The 17,108-nt window shown below is 68.9% G+C and carries 17 protein-coding genes and 1 tRNA gene; 8 read left to right on the top strand and 10 right to left on the bottom strand.

The annotated features are described in order from the left end of the window. Window positions 1-6: 6 nt before the first annotated feature. Window positions 7-1,395 carry a UdgX family uracil-DNA binding protein gene (locus tag ACK4FB_RS11145; RefSeq protein ID WP_409752000.1) on the bottom strand — a complete coding sequence of 463 codons (1,389 nt, stop codon included), beginning with the start codon at window positions 1,393-1,395 and terminating at the stop codon, window positions 7-9. Continuing rightward, entirely contained in the window at window positions 1,395-2,606 is a 1,212-nt protein-coding gene (locus ACK4FB_RS11140) for a putative DNA modification/repair radical SAM protein (protein WP_409751998.1), read from the bottom strand. The genes ACK4FB_RS11145 and ACK4FB_RS11140 overlap by 1 nt, the downstream gene beginning before the upstream one ends. Before the next feature lie 214 nt (window positions 2,607-2,820). Between ACK4FB_RS11140 and ACK4FB_RS11135 the strand changes: the two genes are divergently transcribed. After that, window positions 2,821-4,113 (top strand): dicarboxylate/amino acid:cation symporter, encoded by a 1,293-nt coding sequence (locus ACK4FB_RS11135; RefSeq protein WP_409751996.1) that lies wholly within the window; start codon window positions 2,821-2,823, stop codon window positions 4,111-4,113. Window positions 4,114-4,129: 16 nt separating this feature from the next. Here the strand turns inward: ACK4FB_RS11135 and ACK4FB_RS11130 are convergent, their stop codons facing one another. From ACK4FB_RS11130 to ACK4FB_RS11120, 3 genes are all read right to left on the bottom strand, one after another. Beyond that, the gene (locus tag ACK4FB_RS11130; RefSeq protein WP_409751993.1) at window positions 4,130-4,606 is read right to left on the bottom strand and encodes a hypothetical protein; all 477 of its coding nucleotides are present in this window, start codon (window positions 4,604-4,606) and stop codon (window positions 4,130-4,132) included. Between the two features lie 53 nt (window positions 4,607-4,659). Beyond that, complete coding sequence (locus ACK4FB_RS11125) at window positions 4,660-4,932, bottom strand: GIY-YIG nuclease family protein (protein ID WP_409751991.1); 273 nt, start codon at window positions 4,930-4,932, stop codon at window positions 4,660-4,662. A gap of 111 nt (window positions 4,933-5,043) precedes the next feature. Next, window positions 5,044-5,135 (bottom strand) — tRNA-Ser (locus ACK4FB_RS11120). A 100-nt stretch (window positions 5,136-5,235) separates the two neighbouring features. On the opposite strand from ACK4FB_RS11120, the gene ACK4FB_RS11115 reads away from it, so the two are divergent. From ACK4FB_RS11115 to ACK4FB_RS11095, 5 genes are read left to right on the top strand one after another with little or no spacing between them, the layout of a single operon-like run. After that, window positions 5,236-6,810: an exopolysaccharide biosynthesis polyprenyl glycosylphosphotransferase gene (locus ACK4FB_RS11115; protein WP_409751988.1), complete on the top strand. Its 1,575-nt coding sequence runs from the start codon at window positions 5,236-5,238 to the stop codon at window positions 6,808-6,810. Next, window positions 6,810-8,261, top strand: coding sequence for a lipopolysaccharide biosynthesis protein (locus ACK4FB_RS11110; RefSeq protein WP_409751985.1), 1,452 nt, complete (start codon window positions 6,810-6,812; stop codon window positions 8,259-8,261). Before ACK4FB_RS11115 ends, ACK4FB_RS11110 begins: the two co-directional genes overlap by 1 nt. Next, the gene (locus ACK4FB_RS11105) at window positions 8,258-9,187 is read left to right on the top strand and encodes a glycosyltransferase family 2 protein (RefSeq protein WP_409751982.1); all 930 of its coding nucleotides are present in this window, start codon (window positions 8,258-8,260) and stop codon (window positions 9,185-9,187) included. Before ACK4FB_RS11110 ends, ACK4FB_RS11105 begins: the two co-directional genes overlap by 4 nt. After that, window positions 9,187-9,939: a polysaccharide deacetylase family protein gene (locus ACK4FB_RS11100; RefSeq protein ID WP_409751979.1), complete on the top strand. Its 753-nt coding sequence runs from the start codon at window positions 9,187-9,189 to the stop codon at window positions 9,937-9,939. Before ACK4FB_RS11105 ends, ACK4FB_RS11100 begins: the two co-directional genes overlap by 1 nt. Further along, window positions 9,936-10,874, top strand: coding sequence for a glycosyltransferase (locus ACK4FB_RS11095; RefSeq protein WP_409751976.1), 939 nt, complete (start codon window positions 9,936-9,938; stop codon window positions 10,872-10,874). The genes ACK4FB_RS11100 and ACK4FB_RS11095 overlap by 4 nt, the downstream gene beginning before the upstream one ends. Window positions 10,875-11,414: 540 nt before the next feature. On the opposite strand, the gene ACK4FB_RS11090 is transcribed toward ACK4FB_RS11095, so the two are convergent. Both ACK4FB_RS11090 and ACK4FB_RS11085 read right to left on the bottom strand, forming a co-directional pair. Next, a complete protein-coding gene (locus tag ACK4FB_RS11090; RefSeq protein WP_409751973.1) occupies window positions 11,415-12,116 on the bottom strand; it encodes a hfsB in 702 nt (233 codons plus the stop codon). A gap of 55 nt (window positions 12,117-12,171) precedes the next feature. Further along, entirely contained in the window at window positions 12,172-13,629 is a 1,458-nt protein-coding gene (locus ACK4FB_RS11085; protein WP_409751970.1) for a GumC family protein, read from the bottom strand. Between the two features lie 115 nt (window positions 13,630-13,744). Between ACK4FB_RS11085 and ACK4FB_RS11080 the strand changes: the two genes are divergently transcribed. Next, entirely contained in the window at window positions 13,745-14,461 is a 717-nt protein-coding gene (locus ACK4FB_RS11080; protein WP_409751967.1) for a polysaccharide biosynthesis/export family protein, read from the top strand. Here ACK4FB_RS11080 and ACK4FB_RS11075 read toward each other — a convergent pair. Further along, a complete protein-coding gene (locus ACK4FB_RS11075) occupies window positions 14,458-14,766 on the bottom strand; it encodes a sel1 repeat family protein (RefSeq protein WP_409751964.1) in 309 nt (102 codons plus the stop codon). The two genes, ACK4FB_RS11080 and ACK4FB_RS11075, sit on opposite strands and share 4 nt — an antisense overlap. Window positions 14,767-14,937: 171 nt before the next feature. Further along, window positions 14,938-15,657: a glutathione S-transferase N-terminal domain-containing protein gene (locus tag ACK4FB_RS11070; protein ID WP_409751961.1), complete on the bottom strand. Its 720-nt coding sequence runs from the start codon at window positions 15,655-15,657 to the stop codon at window positions 14,938-14,940. 179 nt (window positions 15,658-15,836) lie between these two features. Between ACK4FB_RS11070 and ACK4FB_RS11065 the strand changes: the two genes are divergently transcribed. Continuing rightward, the gene (locus ACK4FB_RS11065; protein ID WP_409751958.1) at window positions 15,837-16,391 is read left to right on the top strand and encodes an RcnB family protein; all 555 of its coding nucleotides are present in this window, start codon (window positions 15,837-15,839) and stop codon (window positions 16,389-16,391) included. 90 nt (window positions 16,392-16,481) lie between these two features. Here ACK4FB_RS11065 and ACK4FB_RS11060 read toward each other — a convergent pair whose 3' ends face one another. After that, on the bottom strand, window positions 16,482-16,607 hold the full coding sequence (locus ACK4FB_RS11060) for a hypothetical protein (RefSeq protein WP_409751955.1): 126 nt from the start codon (window positions 16,605-16,607) through the stop codon (window positions 16,482-16,484). Window positions 16,608-17,108 lie beyond the last annotated feature (501 nt).

The following is a 17,108-nucleotide window of genomic DNA, read 5'->3' as shown; positions in this document are numbered from 1 at the left end:
GGCCGCTCACCCGGCCAGCGTCCGGGCCAGACGCAGGTCGTCAACAAACCGGGCGCGCGCCTCGGCCTTCACCGCAGGGTCCGGCGCGCGCAGCAGGTAGGACGGGTGGTAGGTGATCACCCCGCGCCGGTTGTCGAAGCTGGTCTCGCCCCGGCACCTTGTGATCGGCTGCGGCTTGCCCGTGAGAGCCAGGGCCGCCGTGGCGCCCAGGGCCACGATCACCCGCGGCCGCACCAGCTCCAGCTCCTTGTCCAGCCACCAGCGATAGTGCTTCACCTCCCCCGCCGTGGGCGACTTGTGCAGCCGCCGCTTGCCGTCCTGCACGAACTTGAAATGCTTCACCGCATTGGTGACATAGAGGTCCGCCCGATCCAGCCCGGCCTCGGCCAGCGCGCGGTCCAGCAGTTGCCCCGCCGGCCCCACGAACGGCCGTCCCTGCACATCCTCCTGATCCCCCGGCTGTTCGCCCACCAGGGCGATGGCGGGGGTCAGCGGCCCCTCGCCCAGCACCGCCCGCGTGCCCCCAACAACAAACGGGTCCGCCGCCGCGATGATGCGGTTCAGCGCCTCCAGCGTGGTCGGCGTCTGGTCCGCCATGGCGGCCACAGCCTTTTCCGGGTTGCGCTTGACGGGCGTCGACGCGTCCCGCTCGATCATCTCGCGCACCCGCGCCGGCGCCCCCCGGATCAGTTCGGGGATGGACGCGGCCTCGGGCAGATTGCGCCAGTAGCGGCGGGGCATCTCCGAGGCCATCATGCGCGGATTGACCCGCGCCGGGTTGAAGGTGCTCTCGTAATAGGCCCGCCAGCCATCCTCGAACGGGTCGCCGTCGGGCGCATCCTCCCGCCGCGCGGGCGGACCGAAGCTCAGCGCCGCCCCGTCCCAGCAAACCGACCCCAGCGGCGTCAGGATCGACCACCGCATGGAGCGAAACCGGTCCACGAAGAACGGCGCCGCCGATTCCAGCACGAAATGCTCCGGCTCGAACCAGGCCGCGAACCGCTCGCCCCCCTCCCCGTCGATCCGGCGAAAGCGCACGAAGGCGTGCATCTTGTGGATCTCGCGCCGCACCGCCTTGTCCATCTGCTCCAGCCGGTGGACCAGCGGATCGCTGGCGATCTCGGCCAGGGCCCGCTCGCCCCGATGGATGCGCCAGACCAGCTGATACAACAGGGCGAACCGCTCCGGGTCCGCGTGGCGCACGCACGACTGGATCAGGCCCCCGGCCCGGCGCGGCAGGATCAGCGGCGGCCCGTCCGGCGGCGGCTGGCCGAACAGGGCGCTCCCGCTCCAGTCCACCGCCCCGGGCGCCGCCTCCGCGGCCACCAGCCCGCGCGCCGCCCGGCGAAACCCGTCCAGATCAGCCCCCGGCGCCAGAGCCACGGCCCAGTCCATCAGAACAGGCTCAGCTGCCGCGCCGGCGGCGTCAGCATTTCGCGCAGGTCGGCCCGGTCGGTCAGCTTCAGGGGGCTGTGGTCCGAGGCGATCAGGAAGGGCCGCGCCCGCTTCAGCGCCGGCGACAGCCGCGCCAGATCCGCCATGCCCAGCCGCGTGTGCCGCCGCGCCTTCAGAATGCGGTCCACCGCCCGCACCCCCAACCCCGGCACCCGCAGCAGCAATTCCCGGTCGGCCGTGTTCACATCGGCGGGAAAGCGGTCCCGGTTCTTCAACGCCCAGGCCAGCTTGGGATCGATCTCCAGATCCAGCATCCCGCCGTCCCCGCCCGAGGCTGCCTCAAGCGGCGTGAAGCCATAGAACCGCAGCAGCCAGTCCGCCTGATACAGCCGGTTCTCCCGCTGCAACGGCGGCGCCTTGATGGGCAGGGCGGCGCTGGCCTCCGGAATGGGGCTGAAGGCCGAATAATAGACCCGCTTGAGTCCATAATCCCCATACATGCGCGCCGAGGACTGCAGCACGTCCGCATCCGTCGCCGCATCGGCGCCCACGATCACCTGGGTGCTCTGTCCGGCGGGCGAGAACCGACGCCGCTCCTCCTTCGCCTCGGTGATCCGTTCGCGCATCTGGCCCATGGCCCGGCGGATGGTCCCGCTGTCCTTTTCCGGCGCGAAGGCCTTCAGTCCCGCATCGGTGGGCAGCTCCACATTGATGGACAGCCGGTCCGCCCAAAGCCCCGCCTGTTCGATCAGCCAGGGGCTGGCCTCAGGAATGGTCTTCAGATGGATATAGCCGGCGAATCCGTGGTCCTGACGCAGCGATTTGGCCACCCGCACCAGTTCCTCCATGGTGTGGTCCGGCGAGCGGATGATGCCCGACGACAGGAACAGCCCCTCGATGTAATTCCGGCGATAGAACTCGACCGTCAGCCGCACCACCTCCTCCACCGTGAACCGCGCGCGGGGCGTGTTGGAGGAGCGCCGGTTGATGCAATAGGCGCAGTCGAACAGGCAGTAGTTGGTCAGCAGCACCTTGAGCAGCGAGACGCAGCGTCCGTCCGGCGTATAGGCGTGGCAGATTCCCGCCCCGGTCGTGGACCCCAGCCCGCCCGGCGCCGCCTTGCGCTTTTTCGCCCCAGACGACGCACACGAGGCGTCGTACTTGGCGGCGTCAGCCAGAATTCTGAGTTTTTTCGAGAGCTTCTCGTCCATGCGGGGACAATGTCACGTGTTCTTCCTTTGTTCCAGTCGCCACACAGTCCGTCTTGCGTTCGGGCGGTCACATCTGCTTCATGACCGCATTGGATGCGTTCGGGGGCCGTCGTCCTTGCTGACGTCGGGGCATCCGTGAAGGCCGCGCAGCCGCCGGAGGGCTGAGGCGCGCCGCCCTTCTCCTCACCATGGTTTCAAGACTCAGGACGACTGCATGACCCTGGACAGCGACTCCGTTGACGAACGTCCGCGCAGCCTTGCACACCGCTACTGGTTCGGGGTCGTGCTGTGGAAGCGCATCCTGCTGGCGCTGGTCCTGGGCGTCATCGTCGGCCTGATCTGGGGCGAAGGCGCCGGCCAGATCCGCTGGCTGGGCGACCTGTTCGTGCGTCTGATCCAGATGGTCGTGGCGCCCCTGGTGTTTGTCACCATCGTCTCCGGCGTGATCAGCCTCAGCGACCCCAAACGTCTGGGCTCCATCGGGGTGAAGGCGGTGTCGCTTTACGTGCTCACCAGCCTGACGGCCATCACGGTCGGCATAACCCTGGCGCTCCTCATCCAGCCCGGCGCCGGTGTGGACTTCTCGGACGCGATTCCCCGCGAAGGTCTTGAGGCGGCCCAGCCGTTCGCGGGCATGATCGAGATGATCGTGCCGACCAATCCCATCGCGGCCCTGGCCTCGGGCCAGATTCTGGCGGTGATCTTCTTCGCCCTGCTCCTGGGCGCGGCCATTCTGGTTTCCGGCGAGGCGGGCAAGCCGCTGGCCGACGTGTTCAACTCCGCGTCCGAAGCCATGCTCAAGCTGGTCGGCTTCATCATGGAGGTGGCGCCCTTCGGCGTCTTCGCCCTGATCGCCTGGGTCATGGGCACCACGGGCCTGTCCGCCTTCGTCAATGTGGCCCTGCTGGCCCTGTGCGTCGTGGTCGGCTGTATGATCCAGATCCTTGTTTTCCATGGGGGGATCATCAAGATGTTCGCCCGGCTCCCCGCCTGGCCGTTCTTCCGCGACGTGACCGACGCGGGGCTGGTGGCCTTCTCCACCTCCTCGTCCTCGGCCACCCTGCCGGTGACCATGGCGGTGGCCGAGCAGAATCTGGGCATCAAGAAGCCGGTCTTCTCCACCGTCCTGCCGCTGGGCATGACCGTGTCCATGGACGGCACCGCCCTGTACATCGGCATCCTCGCCGTCTTCGCCGCCCAGGCCTTCGGGATCACCCTCAGCCTGTCCGACTACGCCCTGATCGTGGTTACGACCCTGCTGGTCTCCATCGGCACCGCCCCGGTCCCCTCGGCCTCGCTGTTCATGCTGGCGGCCGTGCTTCAGGGAATCGGCGTCGACCCGATGCAGACCGCCCTGCTGGTGGGCTTCGTCCTGCCGTTCGACCGCATCCTCGACATGACCCGCACCGTGACCAACGTCATCAGCGACCTGGCCGTCGCCACCGTGGTCGGCAAATGGGAAAACGAGATCGACGTGGACGCCTACGTCGCCCCGCCGGTGAAGTAGCGACGCGGCGGCGGGTCTATCCTCGCCGCCCGCCCCGCACCGCAAGGGCCACCACGGCCACGCCGGCCGCGACGATCAGCGCATCCTCGATCAGCCCGCTGCGGGTCTGCCCGATGCGCCGCATGCCGGCCTTGCGTCCCGCCAGCGTGGCGTAGGCCAGCGGCACGGCGGTTCCCACCGCCAGCCCCGCGCCCAGCCGCTCATGGCCGCGCGGCGCCAGGGCGGCCCCGGCGATACCCGCGCTCATCACCCGGGCCAGCAGGCCCAGAAACACCGTGCGGTCCGGCGCCGAGCGCATCTTGTCGCCCAGCAGTTCGCCCACACCCATGAACAGGGCTCCGACCTTGAACAGCGGATGATCCAGCAGCAACAGCCGCCCCGGCGTCCTGCGCTGCGTCAGCCGCGCCCCCGCGATGGCGGCCATGGGCGTCATGGATCGCGCGCTGGCGACGGCGCCGATGAGGACGGAAGGGAGCAGGTTGAGAATGGTCATGCCGCTTCAACAGCGGCGGGGGAAAGAGGTTCACTTTCCTGCTGCCACAATGTTCACCAGAAGCGTTTCCGGGCGAAGGCTTTTCCGGACCCGGACTTGAAGTACTGTTCGAGCGACCGTGCTGTCGTCTCCGAATTTACGGCCACATAGGTCAACAGCGTCATCGGCGCGTACGCCCTGGTCGAGATTACCTGCCCCTGCTGGTGCGACTCGAAACGCCGTTTCAGATCATTTGTCGATCCAACGTAGATATCGCCATTACTAAGCTTGAGAAAATAGACGTACCAAATCGATCCCGAGACCCGAGCCGACATGGGAATGAGCATGAAGCGAACAGTCCCCCTTCGCCAAGGCTTCGGGGGACACACCTACGCCTGAGATCGCCTTCGTTCGGCAAACCACTGCGTGGCCTGCCATCCGAAGCCGAAGGCGTAGGGTGGCGGAGACGGAGGGATTCGAACCCTCGGTACCCCTTACAGGGTACGACGATTTAGCAAACCGTTGCCTTCAGCCACTCGGCCACGTCTCCGGTTCGGCTCCGATAGCGGCTCGGGCGCGCCGACGCAATCCGGGTTTGCGACGTTAACGCGAAATCCACGGCGGAATGTTTTGATGACGGCCAGACCAGAATGGCCGCCATGCTCTCGACCCAGACCAGACCTGATGACGCACCCGCCGCGGATGCGCCCGCGACCCTCGACGCCGCCGGGCTTCAGGCCCTGGCTTCGGGCGCCGTGGCGCGTGGGGCGGGCAAGACCGACGCCCGCGCCCGGCGCGGTCCTTTCCGGCCCGAGGTCTGGCTGAACGCGCGCCAGCGCCACGCCTCGCGCCTGGCCGCTCACTGGTTCCGCGCCATCGACGGCCTCGCAGTGATCGCCCTGACCCTGCTGTGCGCCGCCGCCGCCAGTCACTCCGGCCTGCTCGGCGCGCCCCTGTCCGCCGTCCTGCCGTTCGCGGTCGGCGCGGCGGCCCTGCTGGCGATGCTGAAGGGGTCGGGCGTCTATGGCTTCTCCCGCGACCGGCGCCTTGTGATCCATATGGGTCTGGTCAGCGCCTCGGCGGCCGGCGCCGGCCTGATCGCCGCCGGTCTGGCCATGCTGTCGCCCGTCCCGTTGATCGGCCCGGTGCTGGTGTGGAGCGGTCTCAATCTGATTGTCCTGTATGCCCTGCACATGATCTGGTGCGAGCGGGTCCGGGTCTGGCGCGCCGACGGGACCCTGACCCCCAATGTGGTGGTGGTCGGCGCCACCAAGCACGCCGAAAAGCTGATCCGCGAGGCGCTCAGGCGCCGCGACCTGAACGTGCTGGGCGTGTTCGACGACCGGCTGGCCCGCGCCCCCGACAGCGTCGAGGGCGTGCCGGTGCTGGGCGACACCGAGGCCCTGCTGACCCATCGCATGACGCCCTATGTGGACCACATCGTCCTGGCCGTGGACCCCGCCGCCCGCGAGCGGGTGCGCGACCTCATGCGCCGCCTCGGCGGCCTGCCCAACGAGGTCACCCTGCTGGTGGACCCCAGGGCCGCCGAAGACCGCAACGCCGCCCTGGAGAAGCTGGCCCGCGCGCCCCTGGCCTCCCTCAGCAACCCCGACCCCGACCGCGCCGCCTTCAACAAGCGGCTGCAGGACCTGATCATCGGCGGCCTGATGCTGGTCGGCCTCATGCCCGTGTTCGCCGTCGTCGCCCTGATGGTGCGGCTGGACAGCCCCGGCCCGATCCTGTTCCGCCAGCGCCGGCACGGCTTCAACAACGAAGAGATCGTGGTGTGGAAATTCCGCAGCATGCGCCACGAGGCCGCCGACGCCACCGCCTCACGACAGGTCACCGCCGACGACGACCGCATCACCCGCGTCGGCCGCTTCCTGCGCGCCACCAGCCTCGATGAATTGCCCCAGCTGATCAATGTGCTGAAGGGCGAGATGTCGCTGGTCGGCCCGCGCCCCCACGCCATCGGCATGAAGACCGGCCAGATCGAATCCGCCCGCCTTGTCGCCGAATACGCCCACCGCCACCGCATCAAGCCCGGCATGACCGGCTGGGCCGCCATCAAGGGCTCGCGCGGCCCCCTGCACACCGCCGCCGAGGTGCGCCGCCGGGTGCAGCTGGACGTGGACTATGTGGAGCGCCAGTCCTTCTGGCTGGACCTGTGGATCATGGCCGTCACCGTGCCCGTGCTGCTGGGCGACCGGGTGGCGGTGCGCTGATGTTCTGGCGCGGCGTCTGGGGCTATCTGCCCGCCAACATCGTGCAGGGGGTGGTGGGCTTTCTGGCCATCGTGGTCTTCACCCGCCTGCTCAGCCCCGAGGATTTCGGCCGCTACGCCCTGGCCTATTCGGTGTTCACCCTGGCCCATGTGGCGGTGTTCACATGGCTCGAGGCGGCCATGGCCCGCTACTGGGCCGCCGAGACGCCCGAGACCGGCCTCGCCGACCATTTCGCCAGCCTTTACCGGGCGGCCTTCTGGCTGTCCGCCGCCTTCATCCCGCTGGTCGTCCTCGGCGTCATGCTGTGGCCGGTGGAGCCCGCCTTCCGCCTGGCCCTCGGCGTCGCCCTTATCGGCGTGCCGGTCCGCTGTTTCGCCAAGCTGGCGCAGGAGCGGTTCCGCGCCTCGGGCGAGGTGGCCAAGGCCGCCGGCCTCGACATGGCCACCGTCATCGGCGGCTTCCTGATCGGCGTCATCTTCGCCCTCGCCGGTCTCGGCGGCGCGGCGCCCCTGCTGGGCCTGCTGCTCGCCCCCCTGTTCGCCCTGCCCTTCATCCTGCCCGGCGAGCTGAAGCACGCCCGCGGCGGACGGCCCGACCCGGCCCGGCTCAAGCGTTATGCGACCTTCGGCTATCCCATCGCCGCGTCCCTGATCCTGTCGCTGGTGCTGGCCTCCACCGACCGCTTCCTGCTGGCGGTGTTCCTGAACGAGGCGGCGGTGGGCGCCTATCATGCGGGCTATTCCATCGCCAACCGCACCCTGGACGTCATGTTCATCTGGCTGGGCGCCGCGGGGGCGCCCGCCATGGTCATGGCGCTGGAGCGCGGCGGCCGCACCGCCCTTCAGGACGCCGCCCGGGAACAGGCGGGCCTGTTCGTCCTCGTCGGCCTGCCCGCCGCCGTGGGCGTCATGCTGGTGGCCCGCCCGCTGGCCGAGGTGCTGATCGGTCAGGACCTGCGCTCCGCCGCCGCCCTCATCACCCCCTGGATCGCCCTGGGCGCTGCCCTGTCCGGGGTGACGGTCTACTATTTCAATCAGGTCTTCACCCTCGGCCACCGCACCGACCGCATGCTGCTGACCATGGCGGTCCCGGCCGTCGCCAACGTCCTCCTCAACCTGATCCTGATACCCCGCTTCGGCGTGCTGGGCGCGGCCTGGGCCACGGCGGCCAGCTTCACCCTGGGCCTCGCCGCCTCCATCCTCATCGGCCGCACGGTCATGCGTCTGCCCATTCCGTGGGAGGCCCTGATCCGCTGCGGTGTCGCCTGCGCGGTGATGGCGGGCGTGGTGTCCCTGATCCCGGCCCTCGGCGGCCCCGTGGAGCTGATCGCCAAGGCGGCCATCGGCGGCGCGGTCTACGCCGTCGTCGCCGTGACCGTGAACGCCGCCGGGGTGCGCGACACCGGCCGCCGCCTCCTGAACGCCTGGAGAACCCGCGGAGCCGAAGCATGAGCCGCACCGTCGCCAACGCCCGCTGGCGGGGCAAGCGCCCGGCCCTGTCGGTCCTGATCCCCTTCTACCGGGACGACCCCTGCGACCTGCTGCGCGACCTCAACGACGAGGCGGGCCAGCTCGGCCGCTCGGTGGAGGTCATCGTCCTGTCCGACGGCGGCGGCGACGCCGATCTGGTCGCCCGGGTCGAGGCCGCCATCACGACCATGGCCCTGCCCGCCCGCCTCATCGACCTGAAGACCAACGAGGGCCGATCCAGAGGCCGCAACCGTCTGGCCGCCGCCGCACGGGGCGGCAGCTTCCTGTTTCTGGACAGCGACATGCGGCCGGATCATCGCCGCTTTCTTCAGGTCTGGGCCGATCTGGCGGCCACGGAGGATCCGCCCGTCGCCTTCGGCGGCTTCTCCCTGCTGCAGGCCCCGGACGAGCCCCGCTTCGCCGTCCACCGGGCCCTGGCGGCGCGATCCGAGTGCGTGCCGTATCAGGAACGCGCCCGCCAGCCTGAGAAATACGTCTACACCTCCAACCTGCTGGTCCGCCGCGACGTGTTCGCGGCCGAAGCCTTCGACAGCGCCTTCACCGGCTGGGGCTGGGAGGATGTGGAATGGGCCATGCGCGTGTCGCGCCGGTTCCGCGTCGTCCATCTGGACAATCCGGCCACCCACATGGGTCTGGACACCGCCGGGGCCCTGGCCGCCAAATACGAACAGTCCGCCCCCAATTTCGCCCGGGTGGTGGCCCGCCACCCCGACATCGTCTCCACCTACCCCAGCTACAAGGCCGCCCGCCTGCTCAAGCGCGCGCCGGGCATGGGCCTGGCCCGGCCCTTGCTGAAGACCGTGGCGATGACCGACTGGCTGCCCGCCGGGCCGCGCGCCTTCTCGCTGCGGCTCTACCGGGCCGCCCTCTATGCGGAGGCCGTCTGATGCAGCAACCCCAGGCCCAGCCCTACAACGCCGACTCCAGCCTGTTCGGCAAGGTGCGCCGCCGGGTCGTGCGCCTCATGCACCGCCGCCCCGCCCGCCTGTCCCACAACGGGCCGGTGGTCAGCTTCACCTTCGACGATGTGCCGATTTCGGGCGCCGAGGCGGGCGCCGCCACACTCGAGACCGCCGGGGCGCGCGGCACATACTATGTCTGCGCCGGCCTGTTCGATCAGCCGGGCGACATGGGCCGCTACGCCAACCAGTCGGAGATCGCGCGCCTGTCCGACGCAGGCCACGAGATCGCCTGCCACACACATTCCCATCTGGACTGCGGCCTGTCCGATGAAGCCGCCATCGGCGCCGACGCCGACCGCAACGCCGAGGTCCTGACCGCTTTCGGCGCGCCGCCCCGCCATTTCGCCTATCCGTACGGCGAGGTCTCGCCACAGGCCAAGAAGGCGCTGAAGGGCCGCTACGGCTCCCTGCGCGCCGTGCACTCGGGCATCATCAGGGACGGCTCGGACCTGAACCAGCTGCCCGCCGTGGGCATCGAGGGTCCGGACGGCGAGGCCGAGGCCCTGCGCTGGATCGACCGCGCGGTGGATCAGGGCGCCTGGGTCATCCTCTACACCCACGATGTGCGCGAAAACCCGTCGAAATACGGCTGCACCCCCGCCGCGCTGGCGCGCATCGTCGCCCACGCACAGGCGCGCGGCGTGGCCATCAGGACCGTGGGCGAGGTGCTGGCATGATCGCCAATGTCGCCGTCATCGTCCCCACCCTGCGCCGTCCGGACAGTCTGGAGCGGGCCCTGCGCTCCCTGTTCGCCCAGACGCGCGTCGCCGACCGGCTGTGCGAGATCGTCATCGCCGATAACGACCCCCAGGGCTCCGCCCGCGACCGGGTCGAGGCCCTGCGCGCCCACAGCCCGTGGCGGCTGGTCTATATCCACGTCCCCACCCCCGGCGTGGCTACGGCCCGCAACGCCGCCCTGCGCGCCACCGAAGCCTCCCTGATCGCCTTCCTCGACGATGACGAGGCCGCGGCCCCCGACTGGCTGGCCCGCATCCTCTCGGCCCACGAAGCCTTGGGCGCTGACGTCACCTTCAGCCCCATCCACGGCCGGGCCGAAGGCGCCCCTGTCTGGCTCAAGCCCTATCTGGAGCGGTTCTTCGGGCGCGAGGGCCCTGCCAGAAGCGGCCTGATCGACCACGCCTACGGCTGCGGCGCCTCCCTGATGACCCGCGCGATCGCCCTGCCCGGCGCCGCGCCCTTCGATGTCTCGGCGGATCAGTCCGGCGGCGAGGACGACGCCCTGTTCGCGGGGTTGGCCGCGCGCGGCGGCCGCTTCGGCTGGGCCGCCGACGCCTGGGTTGAGGAGTTCGCCCCGCCCCACCGCGCCACCCTGAGCTACGCCCTGACCCGCGCCTTCGCCTACGGTCAGGGCCCGTCCCAGACGGCGGCGAAAGAGAAGAACTGGCCCGCCCTCGCCCGCTGGATGATCGTCGGGGCCGGACAGGCCGCCGTGTTCGGCGTCGCGGCCCTGATCATGACCCTGATCGGCCACTCCCGCCGCGCCTTCTGGATGGACCGCGCCGTTCGCGGCCTCGGCAAGCTCGCCTGGATGCCGGGCCTCGAGCCCCAGTTCTACGGCGCCAGCGAACTCAAACGCCTCAACCGGGCCTGAATCCCGCATCTCCCGCGCCTACTCCCTTGCGCCACAACGGATCAGCGCCCCTGACGCCCCGATTTCGACCGCCTGCTTTCCAGCCCCCCTACAATGCCTCCCCATCGGCCCCGGGCCGCCAAACCCAAGGGAGGCGCTTCATTGCACTCGAAATTCATCCCCCGCTGTTTTCGCTGAACAATTCCGGCGACCTTGCACTCCAGTTGCACTGTTTTTTCGTAGCGGAGTGCACCGCCGGCCCACCCGGGGGCCCTCCTTGTCATCCCGGAAGCGCCGCAGGCGCTATCCGGGACGGGACGGCCAATCGTGCTCGAGGAGGCCCGGACGGCGCTGTGCGACGAGCCGGGCCAAGGGCTGGAAAATCACCGCCAGTCGCCCGGCTCAGCCCTGCGGCTGTCCGGGCGGAAAACAGTTCAGCGCCCGCGTCCCGGCTCTCCGCTTCGCGTCGGCCGGGATGACAAGTGCAAGCCCACAACTGTTTTCGCTCAACAATTCCGCCGCCGTTGCACTCCCGTTGCACTGTTTTTTCTCGCCGAGTGTCTAACCCAGCACCTTCTTCAGGAAGCCCGGCGGCTGGTAGGTGGAGCGGTTCATGACCACCCCGGCGATGCGGCCGCCCACCGCCTCGATCTCGTCGCGCAGGGCGATGGGCTCGGACGCCCGGGTGGTCTCGGCGGCGACCACCAGAACGGTGGCGTCCACATAGGGGGCCAGGTTGACGGCCATGTCGGAGCGGTCGGCGGACGGCGCATCCACCACCACGGTCTCGGCGTGCTTGCGCATGGCGTCCCAGTAGGCGGCGTCGTGCAGGGCCTCGACCCTCTGGCCGGACTTCAGCACCTCGCCCCGGAACCGGGTGATCCACAGCCGGCCGCCCAGGCAGGGCTGGGCGATCAGCAGTCGGGCCGGGGCGACCGGGCGTCCGTCCCTGGCCGTCAGGCGCGGCGACACGGTGAAGAAGCAGGAGCCGTCTGGCGAAGCGTAGGCGGTCTTGCCCAGCTTGCCGAAGCGGTCCGGCTGGGCCCCGACGGCCTCCATCTGCTGCTGGGCGTTCAGGTCGGCGTCCACAAGCCAGACCGGGCGACGGGCGCGCACGGCGGCCAGACGGGCGAACTCGCGCGCCACGGTGGAGGTCCCCTCCCCGTGGTTGGCGGAGACGAACTGGATCACGCGGCCGCGATGGCCCGACGCCGGACCCAGCGCCGCCCAAAGTCCCGCCATTTCCGCAGTGAGGTCGACCATCGAATCGCTACGCGCACCTGTTTGGCCGAAGCTATCACAACCCTCAGGGGAACGCTTAGCGGGCCTTCAGAGGGGCCACCGCCAGCACCGGCAGTTCCAGCGTCCGCCCGGCCGATCCCGGGGTGGTGAAGCCGGGCCGCAGGAAGATGCGGATCAGCCCGACGCACAGGGCCGTGAACCCGGCGAACAGGATCACCAGCAGCATGCCGGGCATGCGCAGGCTGGTCCCCCGCGTGGGCGGCGAGGCGCGCTCCACGATGCGGATGTTGTCCGCCCCGCTCTGCGCCAGCGACGTGGCCGCACGGCTCTGGCTTTCACGCAGGGCGAACTCGCGGATGTTGCTGGTCAGCACCTCCCGGTCCGCCGACAGGGTGGCGTTGCGGGATTCCAGCTCGGTCAGGCGGGACTGGCGGTTGCGCAGGTCGTTCAGCTGGGCTTCCAGCACCGACCGCCGCGCGATCAGGGAGTCCCGCTCGGCGGTCAGCTGGATCCGTTCGGTGTCCAGCGAAACCCAGATGGGGTTCGGCCCGGTCTGCACCTCGCGCGGCCCCACCGCCGTGCCGGTGTTCACGAAGGCCTGCATCTGTGCGATCCGCTCCTCGATGTCCCGCACGGGCTGGGCGTCGGGCTGATAGCGGGCCAGCAGGTTCTCCCGCTCGGTGCGCAGCAGCAGCACCTGGTCCTGGGCCGCCACGTTCAGCTGCTGGTTCAACACGATCTCGGCAGGCACTGAGCCCAGCTCGACCCGCAGCCGGGCCAGCCGGTTCGACACCTGGCTCAACTGGGCGTCCACCCCCAGCCGCTCGGTGAAGACCGACTGATAGGTCGCCCCCAGCGTCTGCCGGGCGGTGTTGAAGTCTCCAATGGCGTTGGTGCGCAGGAAGGTCTCATAGGCGTGGTCCGCGTCTTCCAGCTCATCCTCGAACACCTGGCGCTGCTCCTGCAACGCGGGCGTCATGCGGTCCTGAAACACCTCGCGGCGATAGATCAGATACTGGTCCAGCAGACCGTTCAGGACCACCGCCGCCGTCTCTGCGTCCCGCGCCTCATAGCTCAGCTGGATCACTCCGCTGAGGGGCGCGGTGGATACTTCCAGATCGCGGATCATGGTGCGCAGGGCGCTGCGCTCCGCCGCCTCGGCGCTGGCCGCGCGGGACGCCGCCCGTTCGCCAACCACGGTCTCCACGCCTACGGCCTGGACCACCCGGCGCTTCAGCTCGCTGCTGTTCAGGATGGCCGCCTCGGCCTGGGCGATCTCGTTGACCTGGGGCACATTGGTGCTGTTCCGCTCAGGCCCCACGGTGGGCTGATAGACGTACTCCTGCCCCACCGTGGCGACGATCCCGGCCCGGGCCGTATAGGTCTTGTTGATGGATGTCAGAATGAGGATGACGCCGAGAATGCAGATGGCCAGAAACACCGCCACCATCACCCACAGCTCGCGGAAAAGCAGGGCCGCCAGGTCCAGCAACCCGTAGCGCGGGCGGGTCGACAGGTAGGCGGACGTGCGCATGAACGGCGAATCCCGGCAAACAGGGTTAACAGGTCCACACTTCGCCCCTGCGCGTTAACCATCGGTTACGATTGGAGGGTCAGCCTGACGCCCGAAGTCGCCGCACGAGTCGTTGATGTCCATGGATCGCCGCCATCTTCTGATCGCCCTGGCCTCCACCGGCGCCCTGGCCGGCTGTTCCGGCGGCGCGGGTCTGGGCCGATCGGCGCAGACGCCCGGCTTCCCCGACATCGCCTTCGCCGACTGGACCGACGCCGAGCCGGAGTATCTGATTTATCCCGGCGACGAACTGGACATCCAGACACCCACAGCGCCCGAACTGAACCGGGCGGTGCGCGTGGGCCCTGACGGGCGCATCTCCATGCCGCTGATCGGCCAGGTCATGGCGGCGGACCGCTCCCTGCCCGAACTGGAGGCGTCGCTGGCCACGGCCTACGCCAGCCAGCTGCGCCATCCGATGGTGGAGGTCACCCTGACCCAGGCGGGGCCGCTCAAGGTGTGGGTGGACGGCGAGGTGCGCACCCCGGGCGTCTACGACATGCCCGGCGACATCGAAGCCTGGCAGGCGATCATCATGGCCGGCGGCATCCTGCCCACGGGGCGGCGCTCCCAGGTGGCGTTGATCCGCCGCGGACCGGGCAATGTGCGCATGATGCGGGTGGTGGACCTGAGCGGACCGCGCACCACGGCCGTGGCCCTGCGCCGGTCCGACATCCTGTACGTGCCCCGCACCACCCTGGCGGAGCTGGCGGTGTTCTTCAGCCAGATTCGCGACTCGCTGCCGGTCAGCTTCAGCTATTCGATCAACGACAGCGTCTACACCCGCTTCTAGGCCGCCAGGCTGACGGCGCCCTGATCGATCCAGCGGCGCGCGGCGCGCTGGGCCTCGGCCAGATCCTCGCGGTCCATCTCTGCGGACAGTTCCTTGCGATAGGCGCGGGCCTCAATGGAGCCTTTCATGGCGGCCAGATTGAAGATCATGTGGGCGCTGACCCGATCCATGGGCGCGCCGCCCTGGCCGGTCGAGTACATCATGCCCAGCCGGAACAGGGCGTCGCCGTCCATGTCCGGAGTGGGCAGCGGCAGAGCGCTGTCCATCTGGGCCTTACAGTCGTGCGCCAGTTCTTGCGCGATCATCACCGTATCTCCTTGCGAAGGCCTTTCTGGCCCCGTCCTGTGACACGATCAAAGACCGGCGCTATTGAAGTTAAAGTTAACGGCTAGGGGCTCTCAAAATCTTTTATGTAAAGGAGTTCTGAATACTGGAAACCTGATTCAGAACTCCTCAATCCGGTTGAAAGGTCTCGTTTACCGGGCCCGCTGGCCAAACAGCATCTTTCGCGCCTGTTCGGCCTGTTTTCCGGGGGCGCCCAGATCGCCGCGCAGGTCGTTTCCGACCGCCCTGCCCGCCTGAACCGCCGGACGGGCGCCGACCCTTTCCATCCAGACCTTCAGGTGCGGAAAGGCCTCAAGGTCCTGTCCCTGCGGTCCCGGGAGGATCCACGGCCATATCGCCATGTCGGCGATGGAGTAGTCCCCCGCCACATAATCCCGATCCGCCAGTCGCGTGTTCAGCACACCGTACAGCCGGTTGGTCTCATCGGTGTAGCGGCGCACCCCGTAGGCTATCTGGCGCTGGTCCCTGATCAGGGCCGGAGCGTACTGGCGGAAGTGATGGGTCTGGCCCGCCATGGGTCCCAGTCCACCGACCTGCCAGAACAGCCACTGATCCACCTCGGTCCGCGCCCGGACGTCCGCAGGATAAAACCGGCCGCTCTTGTTCCCCAGATACTGCAGGATCGCGCCGGACTCGAAGATCGACAGCGGCTTGCCGTCCGGCCCTTCGGGATCGACCAGGGCCGGCATGCGGTTGTTGGGGCTGATGGCCAGGAACACGGGCGTGAACTGCTCGCCCGCGCCGATGTTCACCGGCTTCACCTCATAGGGCAGCCCCATTTCCTCCAGCGCGATTGAGATCTTCCAGCCGTTTGGCGTGGGCCAGTACCAGAGTTCCAGGGGCTTGGTCATGATGATCCTTTCCAGCGTCACGGTTCGATCTGGGAAGGATGGTGCAGCGTCGCAACAGGCGCACGGAATTAACCTGAACCTCTCGTTCAGGGTGAATTCATGTCAAGGGCGAGACCTTGGCGACACAGTTCAACGGCCGCTCACGCGAATTCCGTCGCGGCCCCTTCGAGAGGATCGCCATGAAAACCCTCGCCAAGGCCGCCGCCATCGCCATCGGCCTCATCACCGTCTCCGCCCCCCTCGCGGCCGAGGCCCAGTCCCGTCGCGATGGCCGTGAGTGGCGTCAGGATCGCCGCGACGATCGTCGGGACTACCGACGCGACAATCGTCAGGATCAGCGTGAATGGCGCCAGGACCGGCGCAACTCCCGGCCTCCCGCCCGTCCGCCGGCCGGGCGTCATTCGCCGCCGCCCCGCGTCGATCGCTGGGACCGCGGCAATCCCAACTGGTGGCGCGGCCGTCCCGAGTTTCGCAGCTACAGCGGCCCGCGCCGCGGCTATTACTTCGCGCCCAGCTATGGCTACTACCGGGTCGAGCCGCGGTATTATGGCTATCGCTGGCAACGGGGGCACACCCTGCCCTCCGCCTACCGAAGCTACCATGTGCGGGACCCGTACTTCTATGGACTGCGGCCTGCCCCTCGCGGCTATCGCTGGGTGCACGCCAACAACGATATCGTCCTCATCGCCCTGGCCTCAGGGCTGATCGCTGACATCGTGCTGAACGTCTATTGATCGCTCAGTTCACCGAATTCAGGCCCCGCCGTCACCGGCGGGGCTTTTCTTTTCAAAAACAAGAAGTAGGGCCGAAACTGACAAATACGTTCAGTTAAGGTTCATGGCCAGGGCGTCACATTTGTCAAAAGCCGCCGCCCCCGGCGGATCGAGGATGAACAGCATGAAACGCTTCATCGTTGCCACAGCGATCGCCTCACTGGTCGTGCCGATCATGGCCACCGCCGGTGAGGCCGTGGCCCAGGATCGCCGCTCCGCACGAAACGCCGAGAGCAGTCGCGAACAATCTCGCCGACCCGATTCGTCCGGCGCCACGCGCGGGCAGGCGCGCCAGGACTCCCGGCCGCAATCGAGCCAATCCGATCGACAGTCCCGTCAGGAGTCCAGGTCCTCACAAGGGCGTCCCGACAGGTCCGGCGGACCCCGGCCAGAGGGTCGCCCTTCTCCCCGGACCGGTGAAACGCCGCCCACGCAGCCCAGGCCCGACTCCCGGCCCCGATCGACGGACGCGACCCCTCAGGGACGCCCGGGTGGAAACCCGGCCGGTCGGGACGGTCGGGGCGATGGTCGTCGTGACTCGACCCCGAACCAGCCTCGTCAGGGTGGCTCCCAGTGGCGTCAGGATCGACCGGATCAGAGAGGGGGACGGCCGGATCGGCGCGACGATCGCCGCGACTCGGATCGCAACCGTCCTGACAACCGGAACGACCGGGGGCA

The sequence above is a fragment of the Brevundimonas sp. genome (genome assembly GCF_046299535.1).
In the GTDB taxonomy this organism is placed as follows: domain Bacteria; phylum Pseudomonadota; class Alphaproteobacteria; order Caulobacterales; family Caulobacteraceae; genus Brevundimonas.
This window is presented reverse-complemented; position numbering and strand designations above follow the sequence as displayed.